The sequence below is a fragment of the Sphingomonas sp. ERG5 genome (genome assembly GCF_000803065.1).
In the GTDB taxonomy this organism is placed as follows: Bacteria; Pseudomonadota; Alphaproteobacteria; order Sphingomonadales; family Sphingomonadaceae; genus Sphingomonas.
This window is the reverse complement of the sequence record NZ_JSXI01000067.1, coordinates 71,319-89,934: the sequence shown is the minus strand read 5'-3', so window position 1 is coordinate 89,934 and position 18,616 is coordinate 71,319. Positions and strand designations below refer to the sequence as shown.

Annotated in this window: 20 protein-coding genes; 4 read left to right on the top strand and 16 right to left on the bottom strand. The window is 65.7% G+C overall.

The annotated features are described in order from the left end of the window. Positions 1-30 precede the first annotated feature (30 nt). The 5 genes from tilS to OO12_RS21905 all read right to left on the bottom strand — a co-directional run bounded on the left by tilS (position 31) and on the right by OO12_RS21905 (position 6,392). A complete protein-coding gene (gene tilS, locus OO12_RS21925; RefSeq protein ID WP_235364960.1) occupies positions 31-1,035 on the bottom strand; it encodes a tRNA lysidine(34) synthetase TilS in 1,005 nt (334 codons plus the stop codon). 1 nt (position 1,036) lies between these two features. Further along, complete coding sequence (locus OO12_RS21920) at positions 1,037-1,999, bottom strand: tetratricopeptide repeat protein (RefSeq protein WP_034160879.1); 963 nt, start codon at positions 1,997-1,999, stop codon at positions 1,037-1,039. 60 nt (positions 2,000-2,059) lie between these two features. Next, positions 2,060-3,073 (bottom strand): helix-turn-helix domain-containing protein, encoded by a 1,014-nt coding sequence (locus tag OO12_RS21915; RefSeq protein ID WP_052216162.1) that lies wholly within the window; start codon positions 3,071-3,073, stop codon positions 2,060-2,062. 111 nt (positions 3,074-3,184) lie between these two features. Then, entirely contained in the window at positions 3,185-5,455 is a 2,271-nt protein-coding gene (gene ptsP, locus OO12_RS21910; RefSeq protein ID WP_034160878.1) for a phosphoenolpyruvate--protein phosphotransferase, read from the bottom strand. Positions 5,456-5,519: 64 nt separating this feature from the next. Continuing rightward, entirely contained in the window at positions 5,520-6,392 is an 873-nt protein-coding gene (locus OO12_RS21905) for a PhzF family phenazine biosynthesis protein (RefSeq protein WP_034160877.1), read from the bottom strand. A gap of 117 nt (positions 6,393-6,509) precedes the next feature. Here OO12_RS21905 and OO12_RS21900 point away from each other — a divergent pair, with 117 nt between their 5' ends. Then, the gene (locus OO12_RS21900) at positions 6,510-7,403 is read left to right on the top strand and encodes a LysR substrate-binding domain-containing protein (protein WP_034160876.1); all 894 of its coding nucleotides are present in this window, start codon (positions 6,510-6,512) and stop codon (positions 7,401-7,403) included. 19 nt (positions 7,404-7,422) lie between these two features. Here OO12_RS21900 and ruvB read toward each other — a convergent pair whose 3' ends face one another. Continuing rightward, positions 7,423-8,445 carry a Holliday junction branch migration DNA helicase RuvB gene (ruvB, locus tag OO12_RS21895; protein WP_034160919.1) on the bottom strand — a complete coding sequence of 341 codons (1,023 nt, stop codon included), beginning with the start codon at positions 8,443-8,445 and terminating at the stop codon, positions 7,423-7,425. A 134-nt stretch (positions 8,446-8,579) separates the two neighbouring features. Here ruvB and OO12_RS21890 point away from each other — a divergent pair, with 134 nt between their 5' ends. Next, positions 8,580-9,176 carry a hypothetical protein gene (locus OO12_RS21890; RefSeq protein WP_034160875.1) on the top strand — a complete coding sequence of 199 codons (597 nt, stop codon included), beginning with the start codon at positions 8,580-8,582 and terminating at the stop codon, positions 9,174-9,176. A 67-nt stretch (positions 9,177-9,243) separates the two neighbouring features. On the opposite strand, the gene OO12_RS21885 is transcribed toward OO12_RS21890, so the two are convergent. The 8 genes from OO12_RS21885 to OO12_RS21850 form a co-directional block, all read right to left on the bottom strand. After that, positions 9,244-9,894, bottom strand: coding sequence for an RcnB family protein (locus OO12_RS21885; protein WP_034160874.1), 651 nt, complete (start codon positions 9,892-9,894; stop codon positions 9,244-9,246). 231 nt (positions 9,895-10,125) lie between these two features. Beyond that, positions 10,126-10,467: a hypothetical protein gene (locus tag OO12_RS21880; RefSeq protein ID WP_034160873.1), complete on the bottom strand. Its 342-nt coding sequence runs from the start codon at positions 10,465-10,467 to the stop codon at positions 10,126-10,128. Between the two features lie 85 nt (positions 10,468-10,552). Continuing rightward, positions 10,553-11,143, bottom strand: a complete 591-nt coding sequence (gene ruvA, locus OO12_RS21875) for a Holliday junction branch migration protein RuvA (protein ID WP_034160872.1) — start codon at positions 11,141-11,143, stop codon at positions 10,553-10,555. A gap of 120 nt (positions 11,144-11,263) precedes the next feature. After that, a complete protein-coding gene (gene ruvC, locus OO12_RS21870) occupies positions 11,264-11,761 on the bottom strand; it encodes a crossover junction endodeoxyribonuclease RuvC (protein ID WP_034160871.1) in 498 nt (165 codons plus the stop codon). Positions 11,762-11,828: 67 nt separating this feature from the next. Further along, positions 11,829-12,572 (bottom strand): YebC/PmpR family DNA-binding transcriptional regulator, encoded by a 744-nt coding sequence (locus OO12_RS21865; RefSeq protein ID WP_034160870.1) that lies wholly within the window; start codon positions 12,570-12,572, stop codon positions 11,829-11,831. A 147-nt stretch (positions 12,573-12,719) separates the two neighbouring features. Then, positions 12,720-12,959, bottom strand: a complete 240-nt coding sequence (locus tag OO12_RS21860) for a DUF2312 domain-containing protein (protein WP_034160869.1) — start codon at positions 12,957-12,959, stop codon at positions 12,720-12,722. Positions 12,960-13,042: 83 nt separating this feature from the next. After that, complete coding sequence (locus OO12_RS21855; RefSeq protein ID WP_235364959.1) at positions 13,043-14,410, bottom strand: metal-dependent hydrolase family protein; 1,368 nt, start codon at positions 14,408-14,410, stop codon at positions 13,043-13,045. A gap of 73 nt (positions 14,411-14,483) precedes the next feature. Then, positions 14,484-14,792, bottom strand: coding sequence for a DUF1244 domain-containing protein (locus OO12_RS21850; protein WP_034160868.1), 309 nt, complete (start codon positions 14,790-14,792; stop codon positions 14,484-14,486). A 74-nt stretch (positions 14,793-14,866) separates the two neighbouring features. Here OO12_RS21850 and pyk point away from each other — a divergent pair, with 74 nt between their 5' ends. Further along, the gene (gene pyk, locus OO12_RS21845; protein ID WP_034160867.1) at positions 14,867-16,324 is read left to right on the top strand and encodes a pyruvate kinase; all 1,458 of its coding nucleotides are present in this window, start codon (positions 14,867-14,869) and stop codon (positions 16,322-16,324) included. Positions 16,325-16,431: 107 nt separating this feature from the next. Beyond that, entirely contained in the window at positions 16,432-17,613 is a 1,182-nt protein-coding gene (locus tag OO12_RS21840; protein WP_052216161.1) for an aspartyl protease family protein, read from the top strand. Positions 17,614-17,726: 113 nt separating this feature from the next. On the opposite strand, the gene OO12_RS21835 is transcribed toward OO12_RS21840, so the two are convergent. Continuing rightward, a complete protein-coding gene (locus OO12_RS21835; RefSeq protein ID WP_034160866.1) occupies positions 17,727-18,344 on the bottom strand; it encodes an HAD family hydrolase in 618 nt (205 codons plus the stop codon). Further along, positions 18,345-18,470, bottom strand: a complete 126-nt coding sequence (gene ykgO / locus OO12_RS21830) for a type B 50S ribosomal protein L36 (protein ID WP_003046794.1) — start codon at positions 18,468-18,470, stop codon at positions 18,345-18,347. It lies immediately after the preceding gene. Positions 18,471-18,616 lie beyond the last annotated feature (146 nt).

Sequence of the window (18,616 nt, the reverse complement as noted above, 5' to 3'; positions counted from 1 at the left end):
GCAATGGAACAGACGCAGGAGTCGGGTTTATCAGTGCGTTCGGCGCGGCGGAGCCACGCGAAATTGCCAGATTCCGCCCTTGGCCGAGGCCAGAACGCCCCCTTGAGTCGCCGATTTTCCGGCGTCGAGCGCATCGAGCAGCGCCTCGATATTGGTCGCAGGCGACCATTTCGGCGCGGAAATACCCATTTCGGCCCGCGCTTTGGCGATGGCGATTCGCGCAAGACGGCGACGGACCTCGCGCGGCAGGGCGGTGACATCAATCCGCAGCGTTTCGGCGTCACCGGGCAAAGCGCGGCTCACCCATAGCCATTGTTCAAGCGCGCGCAGATCATGATCGGCCTCGGCGAGATAGCCCGCGGAAAGCGCGATCTGGCCGGCATCGAGCCACGGCGCCTCGCGCAGCAAGGTGCGAAAGCGCGTCCGGTCGAATCGCGCATTGGCATTGCTCGGATCGTCGACAAAAGGCAGCGACCAGGTTTCGGCGACGCGCCGCAGATCGGCACGGCGCCAGCCGAGAAAAGGGCGGACCAGCATGAGGCCCCGTTCCGGATCGGCACCGACGCGCTGAGCCGGGCGGATCGCCGCAAGCCCCGACAGGCCTGACCCGCGCGCGGCGCGCATCAGAAAGGTTTCCGCCTGATCATCGGCATGATGCGCAGTGGCGAGCAGTGTCGCACCGGCCCCGGTCGCCCAGCCGCGAAGCGCAAGATAGCGTGCGTCGCGCGCAGCGGCCTGGATATTGGCGGGGCCGATTGCGGTGGCGAGAGTCAGAACGGCATGCGGCACGTCCTGCGTGGCGCAATAGGCGGCGACCATCGCCGCCTCCGCCGCCCCCTCGGGCCTGAGGCCGTGATCGACCGTCGCGGCGATCACCTGTCCCGGAAAGGCCGTCGCGAGCAATGCCAGCATCGCCATGCTGTCCGGGCCGCCGGACACGGCCAGCGCCAGCCGGTCATCCGGCTGGACCGGCCGCCGCAGGGCCGCCGCCAGATCGCACGCAGCGCGCGCGATCCGTTCGGCCGCCAACGTCACCTCATTTGCATTTGGAGGTGACACGACCGCGCGCGACATCGGCCTTCATCTGCGGCGAGAGCTTGTCGGGATAGACATCCTCGAGCTCGTCATAGACCTTGCACACCTCGGCCGCCGGCTTGTTGAGCTTCACCAGCGCCTGGGCGAGGTAGAACAGGCTCTCATGCGCGCGGTCGCCCTTCGGCATCTTGCGGTAATTGTCGTAGAAGGCGAGGATCGCGAGGTTCGGCTTGCCGCCATCGAGCAGCGCCCGGCCAAGCATGTTCTGCGCACGGCTGATGCGGCGATGCTGCGGATAATCCTTGACCAGCGTTTTGAACTGCACCTCGGCCTCGGGGTAGAGCTTCGCCTCCCACAGTCGGTAGCCGTAATTATACAGGTCCTCGCCGGCATCTTCGGTGGCGGGCTTTTCGATTGCCGCAACGCGCTCGGCGCGGGCCGGATCCTTGGCGGCGGCCGGCGTCGGCGCGGTGGTCGGTGTGACCGGCCTGGTCGCCCCCGGCCTGGTCGCAGGCGGCTTCGGCGTGACGGCCGCGACCGGCGGCGTATCGATCGCCGTCGTATCGGCCGGGGCGGCGGTGCCCTCCAGCGCCTTCAGTCGCGCGTCAGTGGCGCGCTTATAGGCGGCAAAACCCTCATCGAGCTGGCGGCCCTTGAACTGGAGCTGTTCGATCTGGCCGGTCAGCCCGCTCAATTGCGATTCGAGCGCATCGACCCGCGCGGTCAGGTCGCTGAGCGGACTACCCGATGGCGCGCCGGTGGACGGCGTCGAATAGTCGTTCGGCGCGATGTCGGGCTGGATCAGCTGATTGTTGCCCTGCGGCGGAAAAACCTTGCGCTGAACCGCGCGCATCTGTCCCTCGAGCCGCTCGACACGGTTCTCGACCGCCGATTGCGCGAGGGCGGTGCCCGGGATCACCGCGACCCCGATCAGTAAAATAGCCGTCGTCAAATAGTTACGCATGACACCCCCCGGTGCAGTGAATGGGGCGGTATAGCTGACATCTTCATCCTGTCGCCAGCCTTAAGGAGCAGTCGCCGGCGATGCCGCCGGCGCAGGAGAGGTGGCGAGCGGCTCGATCGGCGTCGCGGGCGTGGTCGTCGTCGGCGGCGGCGTCGGGCGCCTCTCGGCATTTCGCCGCGATGAGCTTGTCGACGATCCATTGCCATTTTGGGGCCCGTTGCCACTTTGCGGCCCGTTACCGCTTTGCGGCCCGTTACCGCTTTGCAGCATTGCCGTGGGCGGCGTGGGCACCGACACGCCATTGACCCGCGCATTGAGCACCGCGGCGCTGACCCCGACATCCTTGATCGCCACCCGGCCATCGCCGAGCGGCGGCAGCTGCGATCCGTTGAGCAGCACCTGCACCTTGTCGGGCCGGCCGATATTGATCATCGGGCCATTCGCGTCGGCCGGCACGTCATAACGGTCGCCTGCCTTCATCGTGCTTTCGAACAGCGTCTTCTTGTTCGCATCATAAACGCGCAGCCACACCTCATCGGTGGCGACCAGCGTGACCTGGCCGCCGGCCGGCGCAACCGGTGTTGGCGCCGGTGCGGCCACCGGGGCGGGCGCGATCTGGTTTTCAGCGACCGGCGCGACCGATGTCGGGTCCTCGCCACGGAACAGGGTCGTCCCGTACCACAGGCCGACCGCGACGATCAGCAACAGCGTCACCACCACCGAAACGATCACGACGCCGCTGGTCGGATTGCGCGACGGATCGTTGATCTCATAGGCCTCATATTCGGTACGCCGCACGCCTTCCTCGTTCTGGCTGCGCACTTCGCGCGCGATCGCGACTTCGTCGAGGCCGACCGCGCGCGCATAGGCCTTGGCGAAACCGACCGAATAGGTGACCGATGGCAGCGCCGCGAAATTGCCCGTTTCGATCGCTTCGAGCTGGCGGATCGGAATGCGCGTCCGCGAGGCGATCTCGGCCAGCGACAGGCCTTGCCCTTCACGCGCGTCGCGCAACCTTTCCCCCGCCGTCTTGGGGAAAAGTGTGGCTTCCTCGCCGGGTTCGACGTCGGTCATGATTGTCTCCGGCAGGAAGGTGCGGCCCGATGTTTTTTCCTGCGATTGCGGACGTGTCTCACAAAGGGTCGCGATGGTGTCAACGCCCTCCCTACCCGATCCGTCACACAATCATGCCAGTTCGACGCCGCTTTCCACCGCCCAGGCGTTCAACGCGCCGCGCATGTCGCGCGGCGGCGCCGCCAGAAGCAGCTTCATGTGCGCCATCAATGCCGCCCGGTCGAGCGAGCGGACCATCGCCTTGATCGGTCCGACTGCGGCGGGCGTGATCGACAGCCGGTCGATGCCGAGCCCGATCAGCGCCATCGCCTCGAGCGGCCGCCCCCCCATTTCGCCACACACGCCGAGCGGTACGCCGGCCGCGGTCGTCGGTGGGACAAGCCGGGCAAGGAAGCGCAGAATCGCCGGGCTGAGCCAGTCGTAACGCTCGGCCAGCTTCGGATTGGCGCGGTCGGCGGCGAACAGGAACTGAGTCAGGTCATTGGTGCCGACCGAGAGGAAATCGAGCTTGGGCAGCAGGATGTCGAGCTGCTCGGCCAACGCCGGCACTTCGAGCATGGTGCCGTAATTGATTTCGTTGGGCAGCTTGCGGCCCCGCTGCACGAACCAGTCGCGCTGCACCTCGAACAAGGCGCGCGCCTGTTCATATTCCCAGGGTTCGGACACCATCGGGAACATGACGTTGAGCGTGCGCCCCGCCGCCGCCTCGAGCAACGCGCGCGCCTGGACCTTCATCAGCCCGTCGCGTTCGAGCGCGAGCCGGAGCGCGCGCCAGCCCATCGCCGGATTCTCCTCCTCGGCATCGTCCTGAGTCAGATAGGGCAGCGCCTTGTCGCCGCCGATATCGACGGTGCGGAAGATCACCGGCCGGTCGCCCGCCGCATCGAGCACTTCGCGGTACAGTCGCTGCTGCCGTTCGCGTTGCGGGAGCGTGGCGGAGACGAGGAACTGGAATTCGGTGCGGAACAGCCCGATGCCGTCGGCACCGGTCATGTCGAGCGCCGCGACATCGTCGCGCAGGCCGGCATTGACCATCACCGTCACACGGTGACCATCCGTGGTGATCGGCAATTCGGACTTCAGCGCGGCGAACACCGCACGGCGCTTCTGGCGCAGCTGCAGCTTCGCCTCGAACGCTTCCTCCATCGCCGGCGAGGGACGCGCAAAGACATTCGACGCGGTCGAATCGAGCAGCAGCATATCGCCCTCGGCGATCGAGCGGCGCACGCCCTTGACCCGGCCAAGCACCGGCACGCCCATCGCCCGCGCGACGATGGTGACATGCGCGGTCAGCGACCCTTCCTCGAGCACCACGCCCTTCAGGCGGCGGCGGTCATATTCGAGCAGTTCGGCCGGCCCGAGATTGCGCGCGATCAGGATCGTGTCCTGCCTGAGCCCGCCTTGCGCGGCGGTGCCCATCTGGCCCGAGACGATGCGCAGCAGCCGGTTCGACAGATCCTCCAGATCATGCATGCGATCGGCAAGCAGCGGATCGTCGATCTGACGCATGCGCTGGCGGGTGCGCTGCTGCACACGCTCAATCGCCGCCTCGGCGGTCAGGCCGGAATCGATCGCTTCATTGATGCGGCGGCTCCAGCCCTCGTCATAGGCGAACATCTTGTAGGTCTGCAGCACTTCGTCATGTTCGCCGCCGACGCCGAATTCGGCCTGGCTGGCGATGCGCTCGATCTGCTCGCGCATCTTGTCGAACGCGGCATAGACCCGGTGTCGCTCGGCATCGATATCCTCGGCGACGGTATGCTCGATGGTGATGCGCGGTTGGTGGAACACGGCATAGCCGCTGCCCATACCCTCGACGAGCTTGAGCCCGTCGATGCGCATCGCCGCCGTGGTTTGCGGCCGCAAGGTCGCCGCGCCGGCGGTATCGACCAGATCGGCATTGGCGATCAGCTCGCTCAGCACCATCGCGACGGTCTGCAGCGCCTCGATCTCGACATCGTCATATTTGTGCGGATCGGCATGCTGGACGCACAGCACGCCAACCGACCGTTCGCGGCGAATGATCGGCACGCCGGCAAAGCTGTGGAATTTTTCCTCGCCCGTTTCGGGCTTGTAGGCGAAATCGGGATGGCTCGCGGCCTCATCGAGGTTGAGCGTCTCGACCTGCTCGGCGATCGTGCCGACCAGCCCCTCGCCCAGCGCGAGCTTGGTGACATGCACCGCCTCCTGCGCCAGGCCGCGCGTGGCATAGAGTTCGAGCACGCCGTCACGCAGCAGATAGATCGAGCAGACCTCGCTCGACATAGCTTCGCCGACGATCCCGACCACCGAATTGAGCTTCGCCTGCGCCGCCGTGCGCGACGCCATCACATCGTGCAGTCTGACCAGGATTTCGCGGGCGGAGTTGGCGGCGGTCGGCATCCTCACTGCGCTATCAGATTGTTGCGCGGGGAGCCATCACGCAGGCGCGCGATCTTGCCGAAATCTACAGCAGGATTCGGCCCTCCATCACGACGATGCCCGAGCCGGATAATTCGGGCTGTTCCCCGACTTGGATGGACAAGAGGCTGCGGCGTCCCAGGCGCGTCCCCTGCTCGACCAGTAGCGACGTTCCGCGCAACAGACGCTCCGCGAACAGATAGGCCGCCAATGGACCGGCCGCCGTGCCGGTCGCGGCGTCTTCCCACAGGCCGACCGTCGGATTGAAGAAGCGCGCATAGGCATCCGCGCCGGAGTCCGCGTCGAACCAATAGACATAACAGCCCTCCGCCTGCGCCCCTTCGAGCAAGCTCAGCAGCGCCGGCACATTCGGCTCGGCGCGATCGACCGCCGCTTTGTCACGGACCCGAACCAACAGATGGGCCGCGCCGGTATCGCCCACCCGGGGCGCCGGATCGAAAAGAAAATCCCCGGCCGCCAGACCAAGCGCCGCCGCCAGGCCGCTGGTATCGCTCAGAGCCGGCAACAGCCGGAGCGGCTTCTGCCGCATGCGGCCATGGACCTGCCCGTCACGGCGTTCGAGAACGACCGGCAGAACCGCGTCCCCAATTTCCTGTTGAAAGGTGGTCGCCGAATCCAGCGGACCAAGCGCATCGCCTCGCGCCAGCCACAGCCACGCGCCAAGGGCGTTATGGCCCGCGCCGAAGACCTCGGCGCCCGCCGCGGTGAACGAGCGGAGCTTCCGGTCCGCTTTCGCGCTGTTCATGATGAAGGTCGTTTCAGCCTGGTTGAACTCGCGCGCGATCGCGCGAAGCACATCATCCGAAAGCTGTTCGCCGCCTTCGACGACGGCCAGCGGATTACCCTCCAAGGGCGCATCGGCAAAAACATCGACCATCCCGAACACCAGTCCACCCATAACGATACTCCAAATGATGATGAAAATTCATCTCATAATCCCCGCGGCTCGGTGTTATGCGCAGCGTTTCAGTTCAGCAATCGACCAATTCTCAGCATAAGATGAGCAGGATTCATCATGAACGACCTTCCTCCGCTCGCTGCGCTCCGCACGTTCGAAGCCGTGGCGCGGCATGCGAGTTTCAAGCGCGCGGCGTTCGAACTTTCGGTGACGCCAACGGCGGTCAGCCACCAGATCCGACAGCTGGAAGAATATCTGGGCATCAAGTTGCTCGACCGGAATCCAAGGCGGGTTCTGCTGACGCCGGGCGGCGCCGAACTCCATGAAGCGGCGGCGGCGGCGCTGAAGACGATTGGCGACGCGGTCAGGCGCGTGCGGCAAGCGAGCGGCCTGGAGAAAATAACGCTTTCCGCGAACACCGCCTTTATGAGCCAATGGCTTGTTCCGCGTCTGGCCGAATTGCAGGCGATCCTGCCCATGGTCGATCTTCGCCTGCATGCATCCGATGAGCTGGTCGATCTTCGGCGCGGCGAAGTGGACATCGCGATCCGGTACGGCCCGGGCGGCTATCCGAATGTGGATTCGGTCAAACTGACCGATGACGCATTCGCGCCCGTTTGCAGCCCATCGCTTGGCATCACGGGCCTTCCGGCCCTGAAGAAAGCCGTTCTTCTCCACATTGACGGGCGGCGCGCGCCCAGCCCGGCGCCGGACTGGGCGCGGTGGTGCGGCGTTGCGCGGTTCGATGGGGTCGATGTGACTGCCGGCCCCCGCTTCACCGATGGCGGCCATGCGATTCAAGCGGCCATTGCCGGGCACGGCATTGTCATCGCCAGCCTGGTTCTCGTCGCCGACGCGCTGGCGGCCGGGCTGCTGGTTCAACCCTTCGCCCCGGTCCTGCCAGGCGATTCATATCATTTCGTGGCCCCGCCCGAGGCCGCTGATTCCGCTGCCGTCTCCGACCTGCGGCGGTGGATGGCCGCGGCGCTTCAGCCCCACGCCGCTACCTGACCGACCGATCCGGCAAAGCTCAGTCGAACAGCCCGTCCTGCGACGTGGCCGGCGGGTTGAGCCCGAGATGCTTCCAGCCGCCCGCATTCAGGCACCGTCCCCGCGCCGTGCGCGCGATCAACCCGAGCTGGATCAGATAGGGTTCGATCACTTCCTCGATCGTGTCGCGCGGTTCGGACAGCCCCGCCGCCAGCGTCTCCACCCCGACCGGGCCGCCGCGATAGACATCGGCGATCATCATCAGATAGCGCCGGTCCATCGCGTCGAGACCGAGCGAATCCACTTCGAGCCGGTTGAGCGCCGCATCGGCCGCCCGGGCATCGACCACGGGTGTGCCCGCGACATTGGCGAAGTCGCGCACCCGGCGCAGCAACCGCCCGGCGATGCGCGGCGTCCCGCGCGAGCGGCGTGCGATTTCGTGCGCGCCGTCCGCCGACACCGGCAGGTCAAGCAGCGACGCGGCGCGCGCGACCACGCGCTCCAGCTCGTCGACGGTATAAAAACTGAGCCGCACCGGAATACCGAACCGATCGCGTAGCGGCGTGGTCAGCAAGCCCTGTCGCGTCGTCGCGCCGACCAGGGTGAAGCGCGGCAAGTCGATCCGCACGCTACGCGCACTGGGGCCCTCGCCGATCATCAGGTCGAGCGCACGATCCTCCATCGCCGGATAGAGCACTTCCTCGACCGCCGGCGCGAGACGGTGAATCTCATCGATGAACAGCACATCGCCATCCTCGAGATTGGTCAGCAACGCGGCGAGATCGCCCGATTTGGCGATCACCGGACCGGAGGTGGCGCGGAATCCCACACCCATTTCGCGCGCGACGATCTGCGCCAGCGTCGTCTTGCCCAGACCGGGCGGCCCGAAGAACAGCACATGATCAAGCGCATCGCCGCGCGATTTGGCGGCGGCGATGAACACGCGCAGATTCTCGCGCGCCGCTTTTTGCCCGACAAATTCGTCAAGCGATTTGGGGCGCAGCGCGGCGTCGATATCCTCGGGCTTGCGCTCGGGCGTCATGAAGCGGTCGGCATCGGTCACGAATGCGGTCGTAGCGGGAGGCACGCCCTGCTGTCGAGCACGGCAAATCGCTTTCGCCTGCCCACATCACGCCCTAGGCTCACGCCGCTGCACATATTGGGCGCACCATCGCAGCGCATAACGGGAGAGACGGTATGATGCCGATCAACAAGATGACGATGGTTGCGACCCTGAGCAGCACCTTACTGCTCACGGCCTGTAACGCCCCCTCCGGCGGCGGCACCGCCAATGGCACCGCAACGGCGGAGACCAGCGCGAGCGGCAGCACCGGCGGCGGTACCAAGCCACCCGGCAATTGGAATGCGACCGATGCCTGCGCCCTGCTCGACAAGGCGACGGTCGGGGCCGCGCTCGGCACTCAGGTAACCGAAGCCCAACTCGGCATGGTCCATCAGGCAGACGGCAGCGCTGCCGCGACGTCGGAATGCACCTACACGCTGGCGGGCGGCGGCAATGCGAGCTTCATGGCGCGCTGGTCGCCGATCGCCGACAATAGCGATGGCGCGATGAACGCCGCCAAAAATGCCGCCGCGGCATCGATCAAGGCCTTTTCCGACAAGCCGGTCGAGGACATTGCCGGCCTGGGCAAGAAAGCGTTCTTCGTCCCCGGCATCAACCAGCTGAACGTCTTTATCGGCGAGGACAAGTTCGTGATCATCACCCTGGCGAGCGCGGATAATGCGAGCGCCAAGGGTATCGCGATCGCATTGGCGAAGAAGATCGGCGCCTGACGAAAAGGGGCGGCCGACACGGGTGCCGGCCGCCCTTCTTCCTACGATCGATGCCGATCCATTCGCCTCAGTAGAAGGCGCCGTAGATCACATCGGCGATGCGCCCGGTGCGCGTCTGCACCAGCAACAGGTCCGGGCCATAGCGGACCCAGCGGTACCCACGCGGCGGCGCGCCGACGCCCAGACCATACCAGTCATTATAATAATAGCTGTTCGACAGGAACAGGCGCGGCAGCAGCAACCCGACCACCCAGCGGCGATAGCGATAGCCGCGCGGATACTGGAATCCGGGCCCATGGATCGGCCGGAAATGGGGCGGGCGTCCGGTGCCGGGACGATGCGGCGGGCGCGGCGGCCTGACCTGGCCGGGGCGGCCAGGACGCGGTGGCTGGATTTGCGGACCGCCATTGCCCGGACCGGGGCGCGGGGGTTGAATCTGAGGACCGCCATTGCCGGGCCGTGGCGGCTGGATCTGCGGTCCACCGTTCCCGGGGCCGGGCCGGCCCGGACGCGGTGGTTGAATCTGCGGCCCGCCTGGACGGGGCGGCTGAATCTGCGGCCCGCCGGTTCCCGGGCGTGGCGGCTGGACCTGCGGCCTGCCCGGTGCGGGTCTCGTTTGGGGCGGCGCGGGCCTTTGCTCGGGTGCGGCCTGAACGGCAAGGGCCATGTCGGGAAGGATCAACAACACGCTGGTTGCCGCCAATACGAGTCGCTTCATGCGTCGTCTCCACCTGTGGAACGCGGGAGGCTATGCTTGTCGCGCCCCGCTGACAACTGCAGTTGCAACCATGCGCGGCTAGCGGAACGCCGCGCCGGAGTTCCGCTAGAGTTTGATCCAGCTGCGCTGAAGCGCGGCACCGGCCCGCTCCCCCACCCGGCCACCCATTCAGTATATTCTGTGGGGGGCCGGGTGGGGGAGCGGGCCGGTGCCGTCTTGCTGGATCAAACTCTAGCGGCGGTGCGGGAAATGAAGCTTCAAGAGCGGCACGACCAGATATCCGCCGCTCACCGAGCGCAGGATGCGCCCGCTCGCCGAACGGCCGTTGCTCGACAGATGCGCGGAAAGCCGTTCATCATGGATCATGTCGTCAAGGCCCGCCGCGGTGGCATTGCCACGCGGCCAGAGACCGGGATGGGTGACCGCATCGCTCGGATCCGGATCGGGCATCCAGTCGGCACCGAGCGCGGGAAGCGCGGCGGGCAGCGCTGGCGTCGATGCGGGCTTGTCGGCAAAACACGGCGTTGCGGTCAGCGCAAGCGCTGCGGCAAGTATCAATCGCATCTTCGACATGGCACCCCACAATCGATACGTCACCGTAAGGATCCCCCCTGACGGCTCGGCGGATGGTCTGCATTGGCGACCGGATCGCGCGCCCTTACTTCGCCGCCTTACGCAGGGCAAGGCGGACCAGCGCATCGAGCGTCGCGCCGGTGCCCAGCTCCTCCTCCGCCGAAGCGACCGCGGCATTGGCCTCGGCCGGGCGAAAGCCGAGATTGAGCATCGCCGACACGGCGTCGGCGCCCGCACCGCCGGGCACGATCGGCGCAGCGCCGCCGATCGCCACGCCGCCGATCTTGTCCTTCAATTCGCGCACGATGCGTTCGGCAAGCTTCGGGCCGACGCCATTGGCACGCGCGACCATCGCCTTGTCCTGCGCGGCGATGGCGCGGCTCAGCTCGGCCGGATCAAGCGCGGAGAGGATCGCCAGCGCGACGCGCGCGCCAACGCCCTGCACCCCGGTCAACAAGCGGAACCAGTCGCGCTCGCTTGCCGTCGCGAAACCGACCAGGCGGATGAAGTCCTCCGCCACGAGCATTTCCGTGTGCAGCATCACCGCTTCGCCGATCGGGCCGATGCTCGCCAGCGTCCTGGCCGAAGCGCCAACGAGATAACCGACGCCACCAACATCGACCACCGCATGGTCGATACCGGTTGCGTCGAGGCGGCCTTTGAGATGCGCGATCATAGATTCAACCATAGGTTGATTTTGTTCTTCGCGTCATCCCCGCGAAAGCGAGGATCCCGCTTCTTCTTTTGCGGGCAGAAAAGGAAGCGCGACTCCCGCTTTCACGGGAGTTACGTCGCGCTATTTCGACGGATCAGGAATGCGCCGCGCCGACGCCAGATGATGCGCATGGCAGATCGCCACGGCGAGCGCGTCGGCGGCATCAGGGCCGTCGATCTTCACGCCGGGCAGCAAGCGGCCGACCATCGCATGGACCTGCGCCTTTTCCGCGTTGCCGGTACCGACCACCGCTTTCTTGACCAGCCGCGAGGCATATTCGCCGACCTCGATACCGCTGCGTGCGGCGGCGCACAGCACGACACCCCGCGCATGGGCGAGTTTCAGCGTCGATTGCGGGTTGGCGTTGACGAACACTTCCTCGGCCGCGGCGCCGTCCGGCGCATGGTCGACGATCAGCGCGGCGATCATCATATCGAGATGGGCGAGGCGGCGCGGCAGCGGCGCGGCGCTGTCGGTCTTCAGCCTGCCATTGGCGAGATGGGACAAGCGGTTGCCCTCGGCGCGAATCAGGCCCCAGCCAGTCGTGCCGAGTCCGGGGTCGAGGCCGAGGATGATCATCGCGGAGAAGAGGTGCTCGCGCGGAAACGACCAGACACAACAAGCCGGCCGGGCGCAAACGCGCCTGTCATCCCAGCTTTTCCATCACCTCGTCGGAGACTTCGTAATTGCCCCACACGGTCTGGACGTCATCGTCATCGTCAAGCGTGTCGATCAGCTTGAACAACAGGCTCGCATCGCCTTCGCCGACATCGACCATGGTCTGCGGACGCCAGGCGAGCTTCGCGCCTTCGGGTTCGCCAAGCACCGGAGTGATCGCCTTGATCACTTCGTGCAGCGAATCGTTCGCGGTCCAGATTTCATGGCCGTCCTCGGTCGACGACACATCCTCGGCGCCCGCTTCGAGTGCAGCCTCGAAGACTGTGTCGGCATCGCCGGCACTGGCCGGATAGTTGATCAGGCCCATACGGTCGAACCCATGGCTGACCGAACCCGACGCGCCGAGATTGCCGCCATTCTTCGATACCGCGGTGCGCACATTGGTCGCGGTGCGGTTGCGGTTGTCGGTCAGCGCCTCGATGATCAGCGACACGCCGCCGGGACCGAAGCCTTCGTAACGAATTTCTTCATAGGTCTCGGCATCGCTGCGGCTCGCCTTGTCGATCGAACGCTGGATATTGTCCTTGGGCAGCGACGCCGCCTTGGCCGCGTTGACCGCCATGCGCAGGCGCGGGTTCATGTCCGGATCGGGCAGGCCCATCTTCGCCGCGACGGTGATTTCGCGGCTCAGCTTGGAAAAGAGCGAGCTGCGCTTCTTATCCTGCGCACCCTTGCGGTGCATGATGTTCTTGAACTTGGAATGGCCTGCCATGGGAGAGTCCTGAAAAACGAACCGTTCGGGCTGAGCCTGTCGAAGCCCTGCCCCCTGCTGAACCTGCGCTGGTAGAAGAAAGAGCAGCCCCTCGACAAGCCTGTCTCAAGCTTTGTCGAGAGGCTCGACATGAACGCAAGACGCGAATCACACCAGACCGAGCGCGACCTTATAGGTTTCGAGCAGCGCCTCAGCCTCATCGCGGTGGTGCTTTTCCATGCGGCGCAGCCGGACGATCTGGCGCATCGTCTTGGTGTCGTAGCCAGTCGACTTGGCTTCGCCATAGACGTCCTTGATGTCGTCGGCGATGCCCTTCTTTTCCTCTTCGAGGCGTTCGATACGTTCGATCAAAAGGCGTAGCTGGTCGGCGGCGATAATGTCGCTCATGAGTGGGAATGCTCCGGTAGGATGAAATGATTTGAGGCGGGGCCTCTAAGCCATCGCTCGACGCGGCTCAACCGGGGCTGCGATCAATTCGGTGGAAAAGCCTGGCGAACGCCGCCGACCTTGACCGCGACGCCGTGGCGCATGACGAAATCGACTCGCTCGAGCCGGGTCACATCGGCCAGCGGATCCTCGGTCACCGCGATGATGTCGGCGAATTTGCCCGGTTCGAGCGAGCCGAGCTGATCCTTGCGCCCGAGCAGGTCGGCGGCGTCGATCGTCGCGGCGCGGATCGCCGCTGCGGGCGTCAGCCCGGCCTTGACCATCAGCGCGAATTCCTGCGCATTCTCACCGTGCCGCGACACGCCGGTATCAGTGCCGAAGGCGACCTTTACCCCGGCAGCGAAGGCGCGCCGGTGGCTCGCCGCCGCAGCCGCTGCGGCCGCCTCGGCCTTGGCGATCGTCGCCGGCGGCAATTGCCCGCCACGCGCCTGCGCCAGCGCCGAGATCGGCGCGATCATCGTCGGGACCAGCCAGGCATTGTGCTGCTTGAACAACCGGATCGTCGAGTCTTCGAGGAAAGTGCCATGCTCGATCGAATCGACCCCCGCCTCCAGTGCGGCCTCGGTGCCTTCGCGCGCATGCGAATGCGCGGTCGCCTTGCGGCCAAAGGCGTGCGCGGTATCGACGATCGCCTTCATCTCCTCCGGCGTCATCTGCCGCCCGAGCCCGCCCGCGACGTTCGACAGCACGCCGCCGGTCGCCGCGAACTTGATCACCTGCGCGCCGAGCGAAATCTGCGCGCGCACCGCGCGGCGGCAATCGTCGGGGCCGTCACAGGTGTTGATCTGATGCGTATGGACCGCGTCGGCATATTCCTCGGCCAGGCCGTTGCTGCCATCGCCATGCCCGCCCGTGACGGAGATCATCTGCCCGGCATTGACGATCGTCGGCCCGGCGACCGCGCCGGCCTCGACCCCGTCGCGCAACGCGCGGATGCCGCGCGGATTGCCGCCAAGGTCGCGCACCGTGGTGAACCCCGCCTCCAGCGTGACGCGCATGTTCTTTTCGGCCTCGATCAGATCATCGGCATCGTCGCGGTTGAGTTCGCCGAGCCGCGCGCGCATCGGATCGCCGCCAATGCCCCAGAGATGCACGTGCATGTCGATCAGCCCGGGCAGGACATAGCGATCCTTGAGGTCGATCACGCTGGCATTGCCATCCGCGCCGTCCGGCGCGGCGAACCCGTCGCGCAGCTCGACCACCTTGCCGTCGCGCACCACGATGGTCGTCGCACCGCGCGCCGGCTGGCCGGGGCGGTCGATGACATGACCGGCATGGATGAAGATCGTTTTGGGTGCCGGGGATGCGGCCGGCGCGGTCTGTGCCTGCGCGGCTATGGCCATGCCCATGGTGAGCGCGATCGCCGAAACCAGCATCCTGTGCATTGTCATCCCCTGACCCCTTGATTGTCCGGTCCGTATCGATCGGCCTTGCGCGTCAGCCCTAACCAGATTTGAGGCGCAATCAACTCGTCCCGCCGGCATTTTTCGCGACGCTGGCGCGCATCCGCTCAAGCTGTTCGGGTGTCGCCTCAGCCTGATGCTCGGCCTTCCACTGCGCATAGGGCATGCCGTAGATCGCCGCGCGCGCCTCGTCCTTGCTCAACCGGCCTTCGCTCGCCTCCTCGACCCAGTCGGACAGGCAGTTGCGGCAGAATCCGGCCAGCCCCATCAGATCGACATTCTGCGCATCGTCGCGGTGGCGCAGATGCGCGACGAGCCGACGGAACGCTACGGCAGCCTCGGCATCGTCGATCTCTTTTAGTTGCGACATAGTGCATTCTCCAGGTTGATCGGCGGGAGATAGGCTTTAGAGCCAAGGCCCGCAAAGCCCCGAGGACGCGAACCATGACCAAGGCCATCAGTCCCCGTTCGCGCAAGGTGCGCGTCCTTGCGACATTGGGCCCCGCCAGCAACAGCGTCGAGATGATCGGCAAGCTGTTCGAGGCCGGCGCCGATGCCTTCCGCGTCAATATGAGCCATGGCGACCAGGAATCGAAGGTCGAGGTGATCAAGGCGATCCGCAGCCTCGAAAAGAAATATGGCCGCCCGACGACGATCCTCGCCGATCTTCAGGGTCCGAAGCTGCGCGTCGGCAAGTTCGAGGGCGGGCGCACCGAACTGGTCAAGGGCGCGATCTTCACGCTCGACCGCGACAAGACGCCCGGCGATGCGACGCGCGTCGAATTGCCGCACAAGGAAATTTTCGCCGCGATCGAACCTGGCGCACGGCTGCTGCTCGACGACGGCAAGCTGGTGCTGCGCGTGACCGAGCATGATCCCGACCAGATCATTACCCGCGTCGAAGTCGGTGGTACATTGTCCAACAACAAGGGGCTGAACGTCCCCGACGTGGTCCTGCCGATGGCGGCATTGACCCCCAAGGATCGCAGCGACCTGGCCTGGGCGATCGATCAGGGGGTCGACTGGATCGCGCTGTCGTTCGTCCAGCGGCCCGAGGATCTGGCCGAGGCGCGGCTGCTGATCCAGGGCAAGGCGGCGCTGCTCGCCAAGATCGAAAAACCCTCGGCGATCGACCGGCTCGAGGAGATCGTCGAGCAGTGCGACGGCGTGATGGTCGCGCGCGGCGATCTCGGCGTCGAATTGCCGCCCGAATCGGTCCCACCGCTGCAGAAGCGCATCGTCGAAGTGTCGCGCCGGCTCGGCCGCCCGGTGGTGGTGGCGACGCAAATGCTCGAATCGATGATCACCTCGCCGTCGCCGACCCGGGCCGAAGTGTCCGACGTCGCGACCGCGATCTATGATGGCGCCGATGCGATCATGCTGTCGGCGGAAAGTGCCGCCGGGGCCTGGCCGATCGAATCGGTCGCGATGATGAATTCGATCGGCGTCGCGGTCGAAGGCGATCCGATGCATGGCGACCGCATCCATTTCACCGTCACCCGCCCCGACCCGACCACCGCCGATGCGCTGGCCGAGGCGGCGAAGAACATTGCCGCAACGGTCGGCGTGGCGGCGATCATCTGCTTCACCACGTCCGGCTCGACCGCGCGGCGCGTGGCGCGCGAACGGCCCTCGGTGCCGCTGATGGTGCTGACCCCCAAGGTGGAGACGGCGCGGCGGCTCGGCCTGTTATGGGGCACTCATGCGGTGCACACCCGCGATGTCGAATCGTTCGAGGACATGGTGGCAAAGGCGAAGCGCATGGCGCTGCGCCACAATATCGCCAAGGCGGGCGACCGCGTGATCGTGATCGCCGGCGTGCCGTTCCGCACGCCCGGGTCGACCAATGTGCTTCACGTCGTGCGCATCATCGGCGACGAGCTGAAGGGCTATAGCGATTGAAGCGGGCTGGCGGCCGGTCGCAAGCGTGATGCAATGCCGGTGGTCGATAATGTGCGCCTGAACGCAGAAGGTCGCCGACCGGCGATCCGCCAGGGGATTGCCCGGATATGATCTCGCCGCGTCACATCTTCCGGCTTGCCATGGTCGCGGCGGTTCTCCTGCTCGTGCCCGCCATCGTTGCCGAGGCGCGCGCGGACGGCATAGCCGGGTCTTCGGGGATCGAAATTCCGATCCGGGTGCGATCAGGCCATGTGTATGTCGATGTCGAGATAAACGGCAAAGGCCCCTTCCATTTCCTGTTCGACACAGGTGCATCGAACGTCCTGACCCCCGAAGCCGCAAAGCGCCTCGGTCTTCCGGTTCGCAACAATGTCGATGTGACGGGCACGGGCGGGACTCAAGCGGCCGGTTCCACGATGGTGGACTCACTCCAGCTGGGCGGCGTCACGCTGGCGAACCAGACCTTCTACGTGCTGGACCTGCCCCCCGGCGCGTCCGACGAGGTGCCAGTCGATGGCCTGATCGGATTCGAAGTGCTCGACCGATTCCCCGTGCGGCTCGACTATGCCGGCGCGACGCTCACCCTCTATACCGGCAAGGATGCCCGCTATACCGGGCCGGCAGCGCCCGCCCGGCTCTCCTTTCGGGGCAGAACACCGCAGATCGATGGCAAGGTCGATGGCATCGATGGGCGCTTCACGATCGATACCGGCAGCACCGGGTCGTTGACGCTGTCGGCGCCGTTCGTCACCGACCATGATCTGGCGACCCATTATCATGCCAGGACGCGGGTGATGTCCGCCCGCGGCATCGGCGGTCCGGTCTACGCCCTGCTGGCACGCGCCGAACTGCTCGATCTCGGCACCGCGACCGCGAAACGCCCGGTGACGTTCCTCTCGCAACAAAGGGCTGGCACATCCGCGCGCAAGGATACCGCCGGCAATATCGGTTTTGGCGTATTGCGTCAGTTCACGATCTTTTTCGATTACCCGCGCAAGCAGATATATTTCCAGCCCAACGCCGATTGGGGCCAGCCCGATCTCGCCGATCGCTCGGGCCTGCGCCTCGAACGAAGCGACCAGGCATTCGCGATCGCGTTCGTCGCCAAGGGCAGCCCGGCCGATGCGGCAGGCCTGAAGGCGGGCGATCATATCGTCACTGTCAACGCAGCGCCTTCCTCCACGCAGACGCTGGAGGATGTCCGGAAATTGCTGAAAGGACCAGTCGGCACCCATATTCCGATGATATCGGATCATGGTCCGGTGGTCGTGGTTCTGGCTGACCTATAGCGCGCTGAGCGCTCTACCGGTTACGGCTGACCTGAAGAGTGACTCTCCTGGAGCGACACTCCGGCAGGAAGTGGCAATTCCCTGTTCGAGGAAAATAACCGGGAAAATCCCAATCAGGCGAGCAGGCCGAGCCTCACCAGGTCGGCACGCAATGTCGCGGCATCGGTGAACAGCAGCGCGCCCATCCCGACATCCGTCGCGCCGACGACATTCTCGTCGCGATCATCGACGAACACCACTTCGTCGCCGCGCAGGCCGAATCGCTCCAGCGCGAGATGGTAGATCGCGGCGTCGGGCTTGGTCAGCTTCTCGTCGCCCGAAACAACGATGCTGCGGAACCGGTCGAAGATCGCCGCCTCGCGGTCGCGGAAGGGCGGCCAGAACTCGCCCGAAAAATTGGTGATCGCATAGAGCGGCACGCCCGCCGCATCGAGTTCCTCGACCAGCGCCTGCATGCCCGGCAGCATGTGCGGAATCTGTTCGTGGAACTGCGGCCCCCACAGCGCGATCATGTCGGCATGGTCGGGATATTGTGCGCTCAACTCCGCCGATGTCTCCGCGAAAGGGCGGCCGGCGTCGTGCTGGAAATGCCATTCCCTGGTCGCGACATCGCGCAGGAACGCATCGAGCGCCCGATCATCCTTGATCAGGCGCCCGTAAGGAACCCGGGGGTCCCAATCGTAAAGGACGTTGCCGACGTCGAAGACGACGGCGACCGGCCCGCTCGTCAATTAGCCCTGGCGGGCCTTGAAGCGGCGGTTCGTCTTGTTGATGACATATGTGCGCCCGCGACGACGGATCACGCGGTTGTCGCGATGACGGTCCTTGAGGGACTTCAGGGAATTGCGAATCTTCATGTCGAAACTTCTTCGATTCTGGTGGTGCCGGAAAGACGTGAGCGCCTATAGTCGGCTGCCGCCCAAGTCAAGGCGAACCGGCCCGGAAACTGGCGGGGGAACCGGCAAGGGGCGGTGAAGCGTTACACACATGCAACAATCGACTT

What these genes read in the sequence shown, in the direction of transcription:
- OO12_RS21920 (WP_034160879.1), bottom strand. Translation starts at nt 1,999, where the DNA reads ATGCGTAACTATTTGACGACGGCTATTTTACTGATCGGGGTCGCGGTG.
- OO12_RS21915 (WP_052216162.1), bottom strand. Translation starts at nt 3,073, where the DNA reads ATGACCGACGTCGAACCCGGCGAGGAAGCCACACTTTTCCCCAAGACG.
- ptsP (WP_034160878.1), bottom strand. Translation starts at nt 5,455, where the DNA reads ATGCCGACCGCCGCCAACTCCGCCCGCGAAATCCTGGTCAGACTGCAC.
- OO12_RS21905 (WP_034160877.1), bottom strand. Translation starts at nt 6,392, where the DNA reads ATGGGTGGACTGGTGTTCGGGATGGTCGATGTTTTTGCCGATGCGCCC.
- OO12_RS21900 (WP_034160876.1), top strand. Translation starts at nt 6,510, where the DNA reads ATGAACGACCTTCCTCCGCTCGCTGCGCTCCGCACGTTCGAAGCCGTG.
- OO12_RS21890 (WP_034160875.1), top strand. Translation starts at nt 8,580, where the DNA reads ATGATGCCGATCAACAAGATGACGATGGTTGCGACCCTGAGCAGCACC.
- OO12_RS21885 (WP_034160874.1), bottom strand. Translation starts at nt 9,894, where the DNA reads ATGAAGCGACTCGTATTGGCGGCAACCAGCGTGTTGTTGATCCTTCCC.
- OO12_RS21880 (WP_034160873.1), bottom strand. Translation starts at nt 10,467, where the DNA reads ATGTCGAAGATGCGATTGATACTTGCCGCAGCGCTTGCGCTGACCGCA.
- ruvA (WP_034160872.1), bottom strand. Translation starts at nt 11,143, where the DNA reads ATGATCGCGCATCTCAAAGGCCGCCTCGACGCAACCGGTATCGACCAT.
- ruvC (WP_034160871.1), bottom strand. Translation starts at nt 11,761, where the DNA reads ATGATCATCCTCGGCCTCGACCCCGGACTCGGCACGACTGGCTGGGGC.
- OO12_RS21865 (WP_034160870.1), bottom strand. Translation starts at nt 12,572, where the DNA reads ATGGCAGGCCATTCCAAGTTCAAGAACATCATGCACCGCAAGGGTGCG.
- OO12_RS21860 (WP_034160869.1), bottom strand. Translation starts at nt 12,959, where the DNA reads ATGAGCGACATTATCGCCGCCGACCAGCTACGCCTTTTGATCGAACGT.
- OO12_RS21855 (WP_235364959.1), bottom strand. Translation starts at nt 14,410, where the DNA reads ATGACAATGCACAGGATGCTGGTTTCGGCGATCGCGCTCACCATGGGC.
- OO12_RS21850 (WP_034160868.1), bottom strand. Translation starts at nt 14,792, where the DNA reads ATGTCGCAACTAAAAGAGATCGACGATGCCGAGGCTGCCGTAGCGTTC.
- pyk (WP_034160867.1), top strand. Translation starts at nt 14,867, where the DNA reads ATGACCAAGGCCATCAGTCCCCGTTCGCGCAAGGTGCGCGTCCTTGCG.
- OO12_RS21840 (WP_052216161.1), top strand. Translation starts at nt 16,432, where the DNA reads ATGATCTCGCCGCGTCACATCTTCCGGCTTGCCATGGTCGCGGCGGTT.
- ykgO (WP_003046794.1), bottom strand. Translation starts at nt 18,470, where the DNA reads ATGAAGATTCGCAATTCCCTGAAGTCCCTCAAGGACCGTCATCGCGAC.